10 protein-coding genes are annotated in these 18,058 nt (G+C 40.2%); 4 read left to right on the forward strand and 6 right to left on the reverse strand.

Features of this window, described 5'->3' with window-relative positions:
- Positions 1–188: 188 nt before the first annotated feature.
- The 6 genes from TOL9009_RS0125190 to TOL9009_RS0125215 form a co-directional block, all read right to left on the reverse strand.
- On the reverse strand, positions 189–1,448 hold the full coding sequence (locus TOL9009_RS0125190) for a glycosyltransferase family 4 protein (protein WP_029635656.1): 1,260 nt from the start codon (positions 1,446–1,448) through the stop codon (positions 189–191).
- Positions 1,429–2,388, reverse strand: a complete 960-nt coding sequence (locus TOL9009_RS40440) for an O-antigen ligase family protein (RefSeq protein WP_260675940.1) — start codon at positions 2,386–2,388, stop codon at positions 1,429–1,431. The genes TOL9009_RS0125190 and TOL9009_RS40440 overlap by 20 nt, the downstream gene beginning before the upstream one ends.
- Positions 2,389–2,763: 375 nt before the next feature.
- Entirely contained in the window at positions 2,764–3,690 is a 927-nt protein-coding gene (locus TOL9009_RS0125200) for a hypothetical protein (RefSeq protein ID WP_029635658.1), read from the reverse strand.
- Between the two features lie 105 nt (positions 3,691–3,795).
- Positions 3,796–5,118, reverse strand: coding sequence for a flippase (locus TOL9009_RS0125205; RefSeq protein ID WP_029635659.1), 1,323 nt, complete (start codon positions 5,116–5,118; stop codon positions 3,796–3,798).
- A gap of 71 nt (positions 5,119–5,189) precedes the next feature.
- Entirely contained in the window at positions 5,190–6,167 is a 978-nt protein-coding gene (locus TOL9009_RS0125210) for a glycosyltransferase (protein WP_029635661.1), read from the reverse strand.
- An 80-nt stretch (positions 6,168–6,247) separates the two neighbouring features.
- Positions 6,248–8,458 carry a GumC family protein gene (locus TOL9009_RS0125215; protein ID WP_029635663.1) on the reverse strand — a complete coding sequence of 737 codons (2,211 nt, stop codon included), beginning with the start codon at positions 8,456–8,458 and terminating at the stop codon, positions 6,248–6,250.
- 1,453 nt (positions 8,459–9,911) lie between these two features.
- On the opposite strand from TOL9009_RS0125215, the gene TOL9009_RS0125220 reads away from it, so the two are divergent.
- The 4 genes from TOL9009_RS0125220 (at position 9,912) to TOL9009_RS0125245 (ending at position 18,057) form a co-directional block, all read left to right on the forward strand.
- Positions 9,912–11,240, forward strand: coding sequence for a GTPase family protein (locus TOL9009_RS0125220; protein WP_029635665.1), 1,329 nt, complete (start codon positions 9,912–9,914; stop codon positions 11,238–11,240).
- 686 nt (positions 11,241–11,926) lie between these two features.
- On the forward strand, positions 11,927–14,347 hold the full coding sequence (locus TOL9009_RS0125225) for a di-heme oxidoredictase family protein (protein ID WP_144238334.1): 2,421 nt from the start codon (positions 11,927–11,929) through the stop codon (positions 14,345–14,347).
- 338 nt (positions 14,348–14,685) lie between these two features.
- Positions 14,686–15,255, forward strand: coding sequence for a Uma2 family endonuclease (locus tag TOL9009_RS0125230; protein WP_029635669.1), 570 nt, complete (start codon positions 14,686–14,688; stop codon positions 15,253–15,255).
- A gap of 1,113 nt (positions 15,256–16,368) precedes the next feature.
- Complete coding sequence (locus TOL9009_RS0125245) at positions 16,369–18,057, forward strand: RluA family pseudouridine synthase (protein ID WP_029635673.1); 1,689 nt, start codon at positions 16,369–16,371, stop codon at positions 18,055–18,057.
- The last annotated feature ends 1 nt before the right edge of the window (position 18,058 follow it).

The raw sequence follows: 18,058 nt of genomic DNA on the forward strand, positions 1-18,058 counted from the left end.
GTCTTTTTCCTTACTTAATGAAATGTGAACTGAATCAATAACTGCTTGTTTGATTAAGGGTGTAGTAATTTATAGTCAGAAAAGATCGGATTTTGATTTTCAATCACTTAAATATGACAGTGAGTTTTTTTACAAGAGTAAGACTAATAGCTCCAGTCTTTTTAAGAGTTAAAGAGATTGATTCAAACTTATGTTGCTTTAGTTTCTCTAAGGATTTCCTGAAATAAAGCTGAATAGCGACGTGCTTGAAGTTGCAGAGTAAATTCTCGTTCTGCTTTCTCACGAGCATAGAAAGACAGTTTCTGATGTCTCTCTGCATTTTCTAATACCCAGGTAATTCCTTTGGCAAAATCTTCAACTTCATAAGGTTTCGCCAAGTAACCATTCTGTTCATGGTCAACAATATCTTTTAAACCAGTAGAATTAAATGCCACAACTGGAGTACCACAAGCGAGCGACTCAGAGGCAGTTTGTCCGAAAGATTCCTGAAGAGATGGCACTAACATCACATCAGCTGCTGAGTAAACACTTGCTAAAGACATATTATCATGCAAGTGTCCTAAATAGTGTGTTTTAAAACCTAAATCAGGGGGGTTTTCCGGTTGAGATGCACCGAAGATAACGACATTCCAGCTATCATTCCAGCCGGCTTTGCTCAATTCTTGCAGTGATGGTTGCAATAAATGAAATCCTTTATTTCTATCACTTGTTGCCTGTAAGGCTCCGAAAAGAATGAGTTTTTTATCTTGAGGTAAATTGAGAATTTCGCGTGCTAAAACTTGATTGATCGGTCGAAAAATTTGAGTATCAAGTCCATGTGGAATCACCTCAATTCGCAAATTTTGGAACAAGGAACTAGAACTAGCACAATTAGCTAACCAAGAACTTGGAGAAACAAGAGTCAAATTCAAATCTTTCCAAGCTTTTGCTTTACGCTTCCATACCCAACGGGACAAATCCCAATCATTACCACTGTTGAGTTGAGGACAGGCTCCACAAGATACAGTATAGCGATCGCATTCTCCAATTACATGACATCCACCAGTAAATCCCCAGCTATCATGAAGAGTCCAAACTAAAGGTTGCTTCAATTTAGCAAGGGTTTCTATCTGCATAAAAGCCGCACTAATCCAGTGCAAATTGATAATATCTGGATTAATCTGAGCAACTTGGGGAACAACTCTATCTGGCAACCATTGAGTAAAAAATGAAGTATTACTTCTTTGACCATAAAACTTTAATGGTAAAGTCTCAAATGTCAATTTTGTCTTTGCTATGCCTTGATTTAGTCTAATTTTAGGTGCAATTACTGTTTTGTCATCACTCAGTTTCTCTTGCACCAGCATTTGAGAATCTAGCCCAATATATTGTAAACCTTTGTGCAAGCGATATGCAGCGCGAGCCGCACCGCCACTAATATCATGAGTACTAAGATGCAAAATCTTCACTTCTATTAACCTTTTGATTGGTGAAATTATTTGACGATGAAAACTTATTCAAGATAATACTTTTTCGATTTCTTTCATACTCAAGAGTCAGAGATAAAGAAGTTGTGACATACATTAACCAATTCCAACTGGGAGTTAATAATCTCGCTTCTGAAAAATTCACTATGATGATGATAAGTAGCATCTGCACAGGCCAATAATCTTGTGGTTTTTTCGCAATTGAAATAACACGAGTCATTGCCATGACAAAAAAGCGGATAAAACCTGCGGCAAAAGTCAAAAAGCCTAAGATGCCTAATTCTAATAACAGTTCTAAAAAACCATTGTGAGCATTACTAGCCCAATCAAGAGTTGCTCTGAGATTAGATGCAGCGCTAGTTGTCCAAAATCCATAAAATCCATAACCTAACCAAGGTCTTTCCAAAATTTTGGCAATTATCATTTCCCAGAGGTCAGAACGTCCACTAAATGTCAGGTCTTTACCGGAAGCACCCACTACACCTTCTGCATTATTCGTAAGAAATATTGAAGAACTTATGAATAGCATTAAAACTAAGCTAATCATAATCACTTGCAATTTGTAGTTATTTTGCCTAACTAATTTGTAGAAAGGTAAAAGTAATATCATTGTCAACAAAATCGTCAAAGCTGTTGTTGAACGCGAAAGGATAATTAAGCATATAGATATCCCACATAACAGCCACATTAACCAGCGATATCGATTGACACTTAGACCAAGGTGTAAAAAAACTCCTGCGCTCCAAGCCATTATGTATCCTAGTTCATTCTTGTGACCGAAAATACCGCTCCACATACCTGCTAATTCCGGTGCTTTGTGAATATAACCTGGCATTAATGCCGAAAAGAACATAGATAACGATGCTGCTGTACCCAGTCCCCAAGCTATTAGCCTCATTTGTTCTGTAAGGCTATAACGCATCGCCAAATAAATTGCGAGTAGATATATTCTGATTAGCCCTCTGATATAAGTGAGACTAGTACCTATGTCTTCCGTCCATAAAAGAGAAAAGAAGATTAGTGCTAATAATAAAAACTGAAGTTTTCCTCTCGTAACTACATATAAAAAACCTTTCCAATATAAAAGTATAAAATAAAATAAAATCGCATATGAAATTAGATTGAGCAAATTATCTACTATACTGCCTCCCAATGGAGATAGAGAAATCTCTTGTGCAGGACGTATTGACAACGTTCCAACAGAAATGAATATTAGTAAGATCGTTAATAGTTTTTCCAATAATTTAATCTTCAATTTTCAACCTCAGATTCCTTTTTTAATTTTCTATGGCTATCACTATTTGTTAATCGGTGAGTAGTTAATTGCTTTCTTTAACCTCTCTTTAAAAATATCCAAAGCAGTTGCCCTATAGACTGTTTTCTGTGTAAAAATATCTGCTTCTACATTACGCACAATAAACGGTGGATGCTCCAAAGGAAATTCCATTGCTTGGGTTGGTATATTAATGAACGAACATTCTTGATGAGAACTAAAATGAGTTGCGTCTGCACCAATACCAACATTAGAAACTAAATTTACATTGGGAATAATGCTGAGGCTACCCTGCATCCAGGAAGCAAATGTCCATTGGTAATCCCAGGTGATACCTGTAGGATTTTCATAAACTGATTGAAATATTCGCTGCCAATAATTTACTAGTTTCGGATCTATCAAAATGTCATTTAAGAGATTTTCTGCTTGTACCTCTTTCCAGAGTTTGATGTTCAAATCATAATGTTGCCAAGCACGTCGCCAACTTGCCCAACCCCAGCAATGAGTGTAGCGAGAAAAATAGTAACTATAATTTGTACGTCTGTGTCCGAATTGAACGTTCTGTGCAGAGATTGTTGAAATTCTAGTATCGTACCTGTATTTTTCGAGTAACTCTTCACAGAAGCGGAAAAAGGTTAGATTAGGTATGCAATCATCTTCTAAAATTATGGTTTCTTCTGTATGATTAAAAACCCAATCTAATCCACTATAAACTCGTTTGGCACAGCCTAAATTAATATCAGAATAATTCTTGATAACTTCACAATCCCAATCAACTCTTTCAATAATTGCTCGAGTTGCTTCACACTTTTCTGCTTCACCCTCACGATCAGTGCGAGGTCCATCTGCTATCACAAATAGCTTTGAAGGTTTTACTTTGCGAATAACTTCAAAAACTTTCTCTGTGGTTTGCGGTCGTTTGAAAATAATAAAGGTAACTGGTGTATTCATGTTTGATTAGAATATTTTATTGAAACAAAAAAGCAAGTAAAAAAATATCAATCACAATTGTCAAGATATGAAATATGGTTGCTCTACATAAATTACTGATGCTGTTCAAGAGTTAGAAAAAGGAAGGAGCGACTGAAGCTGGAGTTGAAATAGTTTTTGTGTTCTTTTATCAAATCCATTGCTTATAAAAGCGGCAACAGCTTGAGATATTATGGTTGCGATCGCTGCACCCAATCCCGCATATTTAGGAATCAACAATAAGTTAAGAATGATGTTTAAGATTGCCCCTAATAAAGTCTTACCTAAAGAAACATTGTTCAAACCTTCAGCAACAAACCAGGGTGATGTTGCAACACCCATAAATACAAACAACGAAGTCCAAATATGAACTGCTAATATTGGTCCAGCCTCTGCATATCCACTTCCAAACATTGCCATAATTATATTTCCGGATAGGAATGTCATTGGTAGAGAAATTCCAATAGATATAAATGCCATTAGACGAAGTAATTGTCTTATCCGCTTATAGTAAAGAGTTTCTGATTTTTCTTTAGCTGCGTAGATTGAAGGACCAACGGAGGAAACAACAGTTGTCGGAATAAAATACCAAATCTCAGAAATTCGGACAGCAGCAGAATAAATACCAACTTCGCTATCTCCTATCATTTGACCTAACATTATCTGGTCAATTTTCATAAAAATCAGGATAGCGAATCCAGAAAAAATCAGAGGTAAACTCTCTTTCAAAAGTGTTTTGGCAGCAGAAAAACTCCATGTCCACAACCACACTGAAAATCCTTTGGCTTGGTAAATCATTACCAAGCTAATTGCATTCATCGCAAATTCTGCTAATGTTACCCAAGCAAAAGCTATCAAAGGTGCTTTTGTTAAAATTAGTCCTACTTTGATGAGAGTATTTAGTAAATAAGCTGCGTTTTTAGCGATTACAGTGTATTTTGACTTCACCTGTGATTGAAACCACAGTTCAATAGTATCAACAGCCCGGAAAATTCCTGTCACGGCTAAAATCGTAACTAGCCATATCTTCAGTGCTTCCTTCTCACCTAAGAAAAACATACAGCCTACTGCTAGTAACACAGAGGCAATCCCACCCAGCAGTTTTAGCCAAAAAGCGGTTCCTAAAAGTTCCTCTTTGTTTGATGATTTAGATACAAGATGACGAACTAATACATCGTCTAGTCCGAGGGTGAAAATTGGACTAAATAAGCTGACAAAGGCTAAAGCATAATTAAACAGACCATACTGCTTTACTCCTAAGTAGCGTGCTACCCATACTCCTACGATCAAGCTTGCACCCATACGTAGAATGCGATCGCTAAACAACCAACCTGTATTGGTAATAATTGCACGCAGTCCAGAGCGAGATTTCAATTGTGATAAGTTGGGAATTTTCAATTTATTTAGCATTACGTTTTCATTTGACTATGTAACATTTTGAATTTCTATTATCCAAATTATTGCTAATTTATTTTCATCAACTAAGTGGATACTTTCTCATTGATGCCTGACATTATTTGTAATTTCATCGCCAGAGCTTGCTTTACCAAAAGGCTAAACAAAGAAACAATTCCTTTAACTTTTGAATAAAGATTTTGTTCAAATAAAAATATTATTTTAAAATAAACAATAAAATCTTTAGTTTTTGGGCAAGGTATTGTTTTCAACTCATCCAAAGACGTTAAAGCTAAAGACAACGGCAAACTAAAATTATTTCTTTGAATGATGTAATTAAATAAGTAATTACATTTTAAAAATCTCTTGTATTCATAATTTTTATCAGTGCTTAAAGTTTTATTATGGTAGTGATTATTATTATGTATTCTGTACATCACTAAAGGTTTAGACATATAAAACTTTTTAGCTCCTACTAAAGAAGCTCCCCATACCAGACAGTCATCAGCCCTGACACGCCAATCTTCTATATATGGAATGGGTAAAAATTTTCTTAGTACTTCTCTACGCATTGATAATGTTGAAGTTATAGAGCCAACCCATTCACCAATGCATAAAGTTCTAATTACCGAATAACCTAAATCTAAATCAACTCCATCAGTTTGAAATGTTCCTTCAACTGCACCAAATTTTTTGTAGGCACAAAACATAAAATCACATTCCCGATGTCTCCTATAAAAATTTAAGGCATTTTCTAAATATTCAGGCTCGTACATATCATCTGCATCTAAAAAAAAGATAATATCTCCAGTTGCCGCTGAAAAACCTTCGTTAAAAGATGATAATTGTCCTTGATTTTTTTCTTTCAAGATACATTTAATATTCGCTGATTGGGCAAATTTAGCGATTATTTCCGCCGAATTATCTGTAGAGGCATCATCAACAATAATAATTTCATCAAATTTAACTGTTTGATTTAATGCGCTATTAACTGCCTCTATAAGAAATTGAGCATAATTGTAATTATTAATCAAACAAGTTGTTTGGATTTTGTTTGTATCCATAGCTTGATAATGCCTCATCACAAAATAAACTCCAGAAAAATAAGTGCAGGCTAATCAGCCAGTTGTAGCGCTTCTTTCAATTACCTTGAATCAACTTCTCTCATCAATGAAGAATTATTGTTGGAAGTAATAGCTGTCTCAATCGCATCCTTGGTGTAATAAAAATAACTATCAGGTTCCCTCTTAACATTCACACCATTGATGACTATCCCTAAAACCTTCTGACCTGACTGAGTTAAAAACTCTTTGGCAGCATTAGCACTGTCTAAATTAACTACTCCAGGACGAACTACTAGCAAGATACCGTCGGTGAGATTGCTTAAAACAGCAGCATCCGCAGTTCCTGACAATGCAGGAGTATCGAAAATTACAAAATCGTAATCTCTGGCAAAGCTATTAAGTAATATTGCCATACGCTGGGAATCTAGAAGTGCCATTGGGTTCGGTGGCAAAACTCCAGATGAAAGTACATATAAGTTGGGAAGAACTTCTTGCACCGCAGCATTTAAAGAGACTTGATCGACAATGATATTGCTAAGTCCAACAGCATTAGTTAGTTCCCAGATATGATGCTGTATGGGATGACGCATATCTGCATCTACTAACAACACCCGACGCCCTAACTGAGCCATAGCCACAGCTAAATTTGCAGCTACTTCAGACTTTCCTTCTTTGGCAACGGAACTTGATACCACAATGCTTTTAAGCGGTTTATCAGAACATAGGAATTTCAAATTCGCTTGCAGTATTTGGTATGCGTCACCAAAGGGGAAGTGAGGAATATCTCTGCCTATGATTCTGGGAAGAGATTTATTTAATCCTGTGGCAGAATAATGATTTTTCCCATTTATACTCAACCCCGGAATGATTCCCAAAAGGGTGTATCTCATGACTTCTTTAGCTTCTTTGACTGTCTTGACTGAGCGATCCATCAAGTCTAAACTAAAGGCAGTAATGATACCCAGAAAAAGACCAGCTGCTCCTCCACCAACAATAAACAAAAGTTTGCGGGGACCTTCTGGTTTATCAGGTATTAAGGCATAGGAGATGACACGAGCATTGGGAATCTTTTGGTTCTCGGCAACAGAAATTTCTTGCAGTTTTGTCAAGAGTATTTCGTAAGTCGTTTGAGCTGCTTTCAGCTTGCGTTCTAGCTCCCGTTGAAACTGTTCTAGTCGTGGCAAATAACTTGCTCTTTGTCTATAAGTATTCACTTGTTGGGAGAGTGTGACAATTTGTCTTTCTAGACCGACACGTTGCGCCTCAGCACGGGTAATATCTGCAATCAAGCCTTGTCGCAGTTGTCCAATCTGCAAACTTCCCTGTGTTACCTGCGCTTCACCAGCTACTTGTCCTGTCCGCTCTTGTAGCAAGCTCCTAAGAGCAGCAACTTTTTCTTCTAAGTTAGTAACCGTAGGGTGTCCGGCTTGGAAACGAGTACGTTCTAGTGTCAGTTGACTTTCTGCTTCCTGAAGTTGGGCAAGCACTTTTTGAACTCCAGGTGCTTGACTCAACTCAGATGCAATTACACCTTGCTGTGAATCTACTTGAGCTTGTTTGCGTAACTGTTCTAAACGACCATTGACATCATCCAGTTGAGCTTGAGCTTGAGAAACTTGGCTGTTTAACTTAGAAATCGTATCAACTGCGGCATTTGCTTCTTGGTCTAATACAATGACTTTATTCTTTTCTTTAAATTCCCTTAGTTCTGATTCGGCTCTTCTAACAGTTCCCTCAGCTTTGGGTAGTTGCATCTCAATAAATTTTTTGGCTGTCAGTGCTTCATCCTGATTTGCCTGCACATTCTGCTTAATATAAGTATTGATAACTGTATTGACAGCTTTACTAGCCAGTTCAGGATTGTTATCTCCATAAGTAATCTGTACAACATCGCTGCCTTTGATACCTTCTACCTTAAGTTTGGCGGCAAAGTCGCGAATCGGCAGGGGATTTCCTTTTGCATTTTTGAGATTGAGTAAACGAATCGTTTCTTGAAGCACTGGATTTGAAGTAACAATTTTTACCTGAGTTTCCAGAGGATTTTCGTTCTGATTCAATGCTTCTAGGCGTCCTATATCTTGCGTTAACCCTGTGAGTGAGGAAGTGCGATTAGTTTTAATCATCAAACTTCCTTCTGCTTTATATGAGGGTTTTAGAGAAAATGCATATAAAGATCCAAGACTAACAGATATTCCAAAAATTCCTATTACAGGTAGCCAACGTCGTTGCAAAACCTGTAAGTATTTCCGAACATCTATTTCTTCAAAGTTTGGCAAAGATTCCATTGTCATATGTACAAACCTATAGAAAACAAGACTGTTTGTTGCAGATTGTTTGTAAGCATTCTCCTTGCAGTAGGACTGTGTTGTGTACGCTCTTTAAAGAAACAAGGCACTCTTTGCTGGAGGTAGAAGCCAGAAGGGAAGAGGATTTGACTTGTTTCTTCTATCCATGACGGAAGCGATCGCGTCCGTCACCAGCTTTTATATTTGCGTTTTCTGTCACCTAATACCTGTTTGTTGAGGTTGTTTAGGAGTTCAAAAAAGCACTATCCAGGTGACATCTGTGCACCGAATAGTATACAGCACGACCTAATGCTTGAATATTTGAGATAAAGATTGCACCTTCACCGCAATTTGACCTCTTTTATCGAAAGAGACAAATATAAGGTGATTTAAAATTTCATACCAAAAAGACCATTAAAGAACTATTCCAAAATGATGGATTAGATTTTTAATCGTGGTAGACATCTTTCTAGTATTGATTGACAAAAGCTTGGCAATGCATTCCCTGATAAATAACTGTCAGATATTGATGAGGTTATCAATTAAGAGTCAATTGTTTTAACTTTGAACTATTCCCTGGTGAATTGACTCACGGAAGACCTTTTGCGTTGAGTGCGGCAAAGCTCTCATCCGTATATATAGCGGAGGTTGATAAGTCGCTATTTCAACGTCCGCTATATATTGCACTGTCAGTAAGAACACTACTACTTACAATTTTCTTTTTTTTATTTAATGGCTTTTCATGTTTATTGTTCAACTCAGTTTGTGATACTGTTATTAGGAGTCTAACACTCTAGTTACTTAAGTAAAGTATACTTAGCAAACTTTACAAAAAATTTATTTATACCAGGTAGTGACTTCATATCGTTAAAATTTATACACATCGTAACATTGTTTAGTGTCAAAGTGTGGCGATCGCAGCAGGATATATAGACATAGGCGTAGTAATTAAATATGCATTTATCCAGAACCCATAGAGACGTAGGGTTCCCGGTGCGAACAGGGCAAACCTTTACGACAATTGATGTACATCAATATAAGCGTAGCCACCCAAAATTTGAGCCTGTCATTTTTTATAGTACTAAAAAACTATGTCCCTCACCAGGATAATCAAAGATGCGATTGACACACCGTATTTTTCTAAGTATTACAAAGGTATGCGGAAGCCGCTGCGAAGCGATCGCATGTCGAATGCTTTATAGACAAGACTTACGCAACTGGCATATAGCGTTTCTCCGTCGAGTGAGGTACAGCAACCCCACCTCCTAATACGGTTCGGATAAGAAAATTAGCGAACCCAAAATCATTGTAGAGACGCGATATATTGCGTCTCTACAGAGAAGTTACCACTGCCATCAGATTTCGTCGAATCATCTAGAATGACTACAGGAGTCTTCTAGGTTTAACAATGTTAACCATGAAGCTTCCTGAATGATAGAGTCTATCTACCTTGATGCAAATGACTGAGCAAAATGATGCTAACTTGCCATCAACTGATTCTCAACAGTCGAATGAATCGATTGATGAGGTGAAAACTTCTGGCAAGAATTACAGTAAAAACCACATTACTGAAGTCTGGAATAATGCAACCAGTCGCTTAATGCAACTTTTACCCGTAGACCAATTAGCACAAAGTCTTGTCAAACAGTTGAGCGTCAGTGAAGCTCAAGTTGCAGAGATTTTGCAGACAGTCCGCGCCGAACTACCAACTACTGAAGCGCTGCTGATTGGTAAGCCACAAGCCGGAAAAAGTTCGATTGTGCGGGGACTGACGGGAGTTTCTGCCGAGATTGTTGGTCAAGGATATCGTCCGCATACGCAACACACTGAACGCTACGCTTATCCTTCAAATGACTTGCCTTTACTTATTTTTACGGATACGGTCGGTTTGGGAGATGTGTATCAAGAAGAAAAGGCAATTATTCAAGAATTAATTGCTGATTTGCAAAAAGAAAGTCGCGGTGCGAGAATTTTGATTCTCACCGTGAAAATCAATGACTTTGCTGTTGACTCGCTACGACAAATTGCGAAAGAATTACGTCAGAAATATCCAGATATTCCCTGTTTGCTAGCGGTTACTTGCTTGCATGAAGTTTATCCTCCAGGTACGGCAGATCATCCAGCTTATCCACCAGATTATCAGGAAGTCAAACGAGCATTTGCAGCAATTGAAGAAGCTTTTAGTGGAGTGTGCGATCGCTCTATCATGATCGATTTTACTTTAGAAGAAGATGGCTACACACCAGTATTTTATGGTTTGGAAGCGTTCAGAGATACTTTAGCAGATTTACTTCCAGAGGCAGAATCCCAAGCGATTTATCAATTATTAGATCGCTCTGCTAGTGAGCAAATTGGCAACCTCTACCGCGATGTGGGACGCCGTTACATGTTAGCATTTGCAATTATGGCAGCTACAGTGGCGGCAGTACCGTTGCCACTGGCGACAATGCCAGTATTAACTGCATTGCAAGTATCGATGGTGGGGTTGTTGGGTAAATTGTATGGACAAACGCTGACACCATCGCAAGCGGGGGGTTTGGTGAGTGCGATCGCAGGTGGTTTTTTGGCAAAGGCGATCGCTCGCGAGTTGATTAAATTTATACCAGGTTTTGGCAGCGTAATTGCTGCATCTTGGGCAGCGGCTTATACTTGGTCTTTGGGGGAAGGTGCTTGTGTTTATTTCGGTGATTTGATGGGGGGCAAAAAACCCGATCCGAAGAAGATTCAGTCAGTGATGCAAGTTGCTTTTGAAAGTGCGAAAGAACGGTTTAAGGGAATTAAAAAATAGGCATTGCTGAATTGAGGTATGAATCTGGATGTAGAGACGTAGCACAGAATAGTCTAATCAAGGATTTTGGTTTTACGTAAAATCCTGCGTCATACATGAAATCAGGAACGCCAAAAAGTAAGGCGATCGCATCTGTAGTATCATGTCCGGAAAATTACTTATGATGTAAAGACGTTCCGGTGGAACGTCTCTACGACGGTTGCGACGTTTTTATTACTGTTAATTAAATGGACATGATATAACCCTATTTTTGGGTTGTGAAGTGAAAAATGGGCGATCGCGTCGGGACACCTCTTGGGAACTTCCTCATTACGGAAAAATCCCCCCAAGGTTAGCTGGTATACAAAAAACACACTTTTTCATAGGGCATCTTACGAAGTCGTGCTGATTTTTCGCTTATTTTACCCAACTTTTTGTCATACCTCCCATGAATTCTACCCAATTATCCGGACAATGGTAGGTTCTTTATGTAGAAATATTTCTTCTTAGATGGCTTTACTTTAGTATTGTCATAAAGGTAAAGTATATATGTAATTACCCTTAGGTTTGCGAAATCAAGGTCTAAGCATTGGTACTAATAGTTAGTTAGTTTTCATACTTACTAGCATTGAGAGGACACAAATCCCAAATTAGGTTTGTGATCTTCAACTTGTCTTACTTAATCTTAAAGAGGGCTGAGAAATTTAATGCGAAGATTTAAACTTCTGAGTGTCTTGTTGATAGTGGCTATATCATTTAGCCTTTCAATTTTCGTTTCTTACGTTTTCCCTAACAAAGTATTCGGTCAGATTCCTCTTCCTGACGAAGACACTTTAATGGTCCGCCGCCAAGCCGAGGTTGCAACCAACTTTGTGGTTCAACCTCCTGATCCTGATCGCCCCCTGCGTCCAGCGGAGCGTGTCCCTCGCGACACCTATGGCGATGTCGGACTTACCCCCGTAAAAACTTTGGCGCAGTTGGATAGATTACTTTATCCTTCTATACCAACCTCAGTTCGTGAAAGAGTGCTAGAAGGGTCTGAGTTCTTTACTACCCCACAAAAAGTTGAGAACGGTTTCGGGTCGGTAGCCATGCAAACTCGATGTACGGGTTGTCACCTGAATAACCTTGAGTCAGTTCCCAATGAAGGACTACTCACAGGTTCTTCTCTCGTCAGTCGAGCTGGCAGGACAGTTACCACAAACTTCAGTATTGTATCAGGCAATACCACAGATGGCGGTCAAGCTCCCGGTAGACGCTTAGATCCGGTCAATCCCGATGGTTCTGTTGACTTCAGTCGTCAGAGTGTAAACACCAGTCAAGAATTAGATGCGGTTAATAGTACAGGGCGAACCGCAGCCTTTACAGTCTTTGGAGACTTTTCACCCAGTCAAGAAGAGGTCAATTTTCTGACATCTTTTGATCCATTGACTAATGTGCCAAATTTCCTCGGCGTAACTCAGAATTTTGGTGGTTTCTTGCAACACGTGCGCCCTCCTTCTGAAGAACTGAAAGCTTTAGACCCAAGTCTAGATTGCAGACCAGAAGCTATCCCCAGCATTGCAGAAGATAGAAACCTCGGAACCGTCGATCCCGTTACGGGACTGAGTCCACTTGGATTTAGACGTGCTATTACTGAACTTGCTGGTCCCCCATATATTGGTCGTGGGTTGATAGAGGCTATTCCAAACGTCGATATTTCCAGTGCGCCTGACCCCAACGATGCCAGAGGTGACAATTCCTCCCTCAAAACTTCTTCCTTCCAGTGTACCGGTGATTGCATCACAGGTGCGACCAATACAGTTCCTCCGAATGTACCTCGTGGCAGAGAGGATCAACTCGCCGAAGGACTGGGGCGTTTTGGTTTACGTGCCAATGGTACAGAGATGATGCAGTTTATTGTGGGAGGGACGTTTGGTACTCTGAGCATGACCAACCGGATCTCTCCTTTTGAGCAAGTGATTGCTGACGGCAACATTGCCCCTTATAATCGCAACTGCCGCAGTTTACTCGATGATCCAGAGATTTCTGTCAGCATACCATTTAGTGCGCGGAATTTCATCCGTGGGACGGCTCCCCCAGAATTTGGCAACAATCTCTTGGCGGTGCTAAATTCCCGAAATCCCTCCAGACCTATCAGAGGCAACAGCCCTGCTGGTAGAGTACAACGAGGGGCGCAGCTTTTTGGTGTTGACCTGGTTGCCTTTGCTAACCGGACGATTGCCGGTAAGATGCCTAAACGCGGCGATGGTCTAGATCGCAATGCAATTAACCAGAGCGATCGCATGGTTGGTTGCGTCAGCTGTCATACTCCAATTCAAAGAACTGGTTTGTCTCCGGCTCTTGGCGACCCATCCTTGGGTCCTGATGAACAAGCACTTGTAGATGCTCTCAGCTACCGTTGGACTCCTGTGTTCTCAGATCTTAATATCCATAGAGGACCAACCATAGATGCTGAACGCTTTGCGCCAACTCCCCGCGACCCCATCCTGATCAGCCGCTCTGAAAGAATTGTTCCTGGTGACAAATCCGGCAAAGATTCCGATGACGATGATGGAGATGAGAAGCGCAAAGGTAAATTCGGCAAGACCTTCACGACCTATGATCTCCCCCGCAACCTGAGTAGTGATGCCTTCTCAAACCAGAAAGGTACTGCTGACGGTGATCAGTTCCGGACACCACCTCTGACAGGAATTGGAAGAGTCGGTCCTCCATTCCTGCATGATGCTCGTGTTTTCTTAAGTACCTTAAACCGTGACACCACGCCTGGGGGTACTGTAACGACCAATAGCAGAGTCACCAACGCACCTTTAGTTATTCGCTCAGTAGACGATGCGATTCTGGCAGCAATTGAGTTACATGACCTACCTGCACCCGATGACTCTAAGACTTCTAAGCTGCGGGGTGGCGGATGCCCTGTTCCTAGAGGTGGCAAAGTCACCAATATAATCGGCAACGTTATCGACTACAGCTTATACGGCACATCTCCTGAGAATGTCATTTGCCCACCTTATGACAGTGAGCTTTCGACAACTCATCGGGGTGAAGCACGGGAAGTTATGGCTCGTTTCCGTTCTCTGACACGTTCTGATCAACAAGCGATGATTGATTTCTTGAGGGAGTTGTAGACGCTCTCCAATATCTTTAATATGGATTATTTGTGAATTTCAATTCACTACAGGGACGTTCTTAAGAACGTCCTTTTTTTGATATCTTCGTGACCATAAAGAATGTAGAGACGTAGCAAAAAATGAAGAGACGTAGCATTGCTACGTCTCTACAAGGGTTATGGATAACGCATAAAAAAACGCTTTCGCTACTGAGCAAGATACCCTTTTTGAAGTAGCGATCGCACAACCCTCATTTTTAGTTTTGAGATGGCGAGGTTGACCAAGTTCGTAGACGCTATTATTGGCTTCTCGTCAGATAAAATCAAATAAAGGCAATAAGCCAGACGGAGACAATTATGAGTCAAGCTATTGAGAAAGTACGCTGGACAATTTACGATTTAGAGGGTCTACCGCAGAATGAGTGGACGCGCTATGAAATTATTGATGGAGAACTTTTCGTGACTCGCTCTCCTCATCGCAAACATCAACAAGTTTGTGGTAAAATATTTGCAAAACTCGATACTTGGTCAGAGTCGAGTGGTTTAGGGGAAACGATTGTTGCTCCGGGTGTAATTTTTTCGGAAGCAGATAGCGTCATCCCGGATGTAGTTTGGGTAAGTCGAGAAAGACTAGCTCAAATTGAAGATGAAGCAGGACATTTGAGAAGCGCACCAGAGTTAGTTGTAGAAGTTTTATCTCCTGGTAAACAAAACGAATTTCGAGATAAGGAAGCAAAACTAAAACTTTATTCAGTTCAAGGTGTACGGGAGTATTGGATTGTTGATAGGTTAACTAAACAAGTGGAAGTTTATCGACGAGAAAAAGCGCGATTAATTTTAGTTGCTACTTTGTTAGGTGATGATGAAATAACCTCGCCACTTTTACCAGGATTTTGTTGTTCTATCAGTTGCTTTTTTCCGGAATAGTGGGAAAGAGTGCATGTGCTCAGAATATTTTCTATCATTTATGAGTTATATCAAGTTCGCTTAATCACTTATAATATCATGTCCGCGCTTATTACTTACGCTCACCCCAAGAACCCCACCCCGCCAAAGCTACGCTTTGTCTCCCCTCCCCGCTTGCCGGGAGCAGGGTGGTTTCATACGAAAAAAGAAAAATATGAAAGCCTCTATTTCTCGTTTTGAATCATAGATTTTGACCCCTCTCCAAACCTCTCCCCCACGGGGGGAGAGGCTTTGATAACTGGTTTTAATTTTTCTCTGATGGTATGAAACCACCCTGCCTCCCCGCTTGCGGGGAGGGGTTGGGGGTGGGGTGCAATGACTGTGGGAATCATAGCTAATTATCCGGACATGATATAATTCGTCATTGCGATCGCAATGACTCAACGATTGCTTCAATGACAACTAATCATCCGAGCCTGATCTTATATCATGACAGGCTTATTACATATATTGTAGAGACGTTCCGGCGGAACGTCTCTTGCGTTGGTTACGATGTTTTTATTAGTGTTAATTAACCGGACATCATATTATTTGTTGGATGGTAAATTTTAACCTTGACTGACAGTAATCCACAGACTGCGGAAATATTTTTGAGGATGGTTTTCATCCTTAAATTCTTTACATTCCTTACCATCAACTCTGATAATTGCTCCATCATCACTGAGGATTTAAAATTGATTTTTTCGGTCAGGATAAAATAAAATTGATTCTGGACGAAAATCAGATGGTAAATTAATTGATTCAATTTTTTCCGGAGTATCTTGACGATTTCCTGACCACGAATATAAACCAAATTTATCGCTGCTGTCGTAATACCAATTTTATATGAGGCTGCACATTATTCCCTGCGCCGAGCGCACGCTGCGCGAACAGGCGCTTTAGCCTGGGGCTACACGAAAAAAGCCTGCCTTCGCAGGATTGTTCAGCGTTTCGGACAACATCATCCCTACCCAAAAAACATATTTTGGCTGATACAATACTCAAACTTTAGTTTGAACAAAGACAATGCTGCAAGTGCTTTAAAATAGTAATTTTAAGTATCTGGTTCAGGCAGATTTGATATTATAGCCTTATATGGTAATTCTTCATCGGCTTTCAGATTTCATCGACAATTATACAGTTAGCAACTTCGTTCCTAGCTATTATTATCAAGGGCGCGGTTCTGGTGGCGAACTTCTCAAACTACCCCGCACTTCATTGGTAGAAGCGATCGCACATAAATTAATGGAACATCTTGCCCAAAATGACTTATACTGTCGTGAAGGTAAAATGTATGGAATACTATTAGTAGAACTACCATTAGGCGAACAACGGATAATAAAAGCTTTCTCCGGTCTTCTCAATGGTAATAGCATAGTTGAAGGCTGGGTTCCACCAATTGCCGGAAGAGATCAAGTAGCTTTAGAAGAAGCTCGCACATTGGCTGAATTGGAAGCAATCAAGCAAGAAATTATCAATTTAAAGCAACTTCCCCAAAGGCAAGAATATGAAACCCTTAAAAGCGAGTTTGATATTAAGTTGCACTCCCTGAGCGATCGCCATCAAAATTATAAACAGCAACGACACGAAAAACGTCAGATACTCTGGGAAACTTTGACGGGAGAAGCTTTAATAATTGCCCTTGAACAACTCGATGAAGAAAGTCGTCAACATGGAATTGAGCGACGACACCTGAAACGCTTACGAGATGAAACTTTGCAACCGCTGAAGTCGATAATTGAAACCGCAGACATACAGATTCGCGAACTTAAACAACAGCGCAAACAACTATCTCGCCAACTTCAGGCAGAGATGCACGCAACTTACACCCTAGTGAATTTTCTAGGGCAATCAAAATCATTACAGCAATTAATACCAGATGGCTTACCCACTGGAACGGGAGATTGTTGCGCCCCAAAACTGCTGCACTATGCGGCAACACATAACCTCAAACCTTTAGCAATGGCTGAGTTTTGGTGGGGTGCATCCTCTACACAAGACAAAATCCAGGGAGAATTTTATGGTGCTTGTGCGGAACGCTGTCAGCCAATGATGGGGTTTTTGCTGTCAGGATTAAGACCTAACCCCCCAGCCCCCTTCCCTACTAGGGAAGGGGGAGAAATTTATCCCCTCTCCTTGCAGGAGAGGGGTAGGGGAGAGGTCTTGATTCTTTATGAAGACGAATGGCTGATTGCAGTAAATAAACCTCCAGGACTGCTTTCTGTGCCTGGTCGTTATCACGATCGCCAAGATAGTGTCTTGACTCGCTTGCATCATTTGTTACCTGATGGCATGGCGATCGCATCTGTGCATCGTTTAGATCAAGAAACATCTGGGATACTTTTGCTAGCACGCGATCGGATTACTCATCGCCAACTCAGCCAGCAGTTTCAGCAACGGCAAATTCACAAAGTTTACGAAGCGGTACTTTCCGGTTTGCTGACAATTGATCAAGGTATAATTGAATTACCATTATGGGGAGATCCGCAAAATCGCCCATATCAGAAAGTCGATGAACGCGGCAAATTCAGCTTAACTCACTACCGGGTAATTGCGAGGGATAAAGACTATACTCGCGTAGAATTTATACCAATTACCGGACGCACCCACCAATTGAGAGTTCATGCAGCCGATGTTAGAGGACTTGGGATGACAATATTAGGCGATCGCCTTTATGGATGCCTAAACAACGCAAATCGCTTACATCTGCACGCAAGAGAACTTCGCTTTCAGCATCCGCAAACCGGACAAACTATGCATTTACAAGCAAATACACCGTTTTGAT

It is taken from the genome of [Scytonema hofmanni] UTEX 2349 (assembly GCF_000582685.1).
Classification (GTDB): domain Bacteria; phylum Cyanobacteriota; class Cyanobacteriia; order Cyanobacteriales; family Nostocaceae; genus Hassallia; species Hassallia hofmanni.